Source organism: Yersinia aldovae ATCC 35236, assembly GCF_000173735.1.
Lineage (GTDB): Bacteria > Pseudomonadota > Gammaproteobacteria > Enterobacterales > Enterobacteriaceae > Yersinia > Yersinia aldovae.
In genome coordinates, this window is record NZ_ACCB01000114.1 from 1 (window position 1) to 508 (window position 508).

Genomic DNA, 508 nt, shown 5'->3' on the forward strand with positions numbered 1-508 from the left:
GTGAGACAGGTGCTGCATGGCTGTCGTCAGCTCGTGTTGTGAAATGTTGGGTTAAGTCCCGCAACGAGCGCAACCCTTATCCTTTGTTGCCAGCACGTAATGGTGGGAACTCAAGGGAGACTGCCGGTGACAAACCGGAGGAAGGTGGGGATGACGTCAAGTCATCATGGCCCTTACGAGTAGGGCTACACACGTGCTACAATGGCAGATACAAAGTGAAGCGAACTCGCGAGAGCAAGCGGACCACATAAAGTCTGTCGTAGTCCGGATTGGAGTCTGCAACTCGACTCCATGAAGTCGGAATCGCTAGTAATCGTAGATCAGAATGCTACGGTGAATACGTTCCCGGGCCTTGTACACACCGCCCGTCACACCATGGGAGTGGGTTGCAAAAGAAGTAGGTAGCTTAACCTTCGGGAGGGCGCTTACCACTTTGTGATTCATGACTGGGGTGAAGTCGTAACAAGGTAACCGTAGGGGAACCTGCGGTTGGATCACCTCCTTACCT

1 rRNA gene is annotated in these 508 nt (G+C 53.0%); it reads left to right on the plus strand.

What is annotated here, in order from left to right:
* Positions 1-505, plus strand: a 16S ribosomal RNA gene (locus tag YALDO0001_RS19475); the annotation flags it as partial.
* Between the last annotated feature and the right edge of the window lie 3 nt (positions 506-508).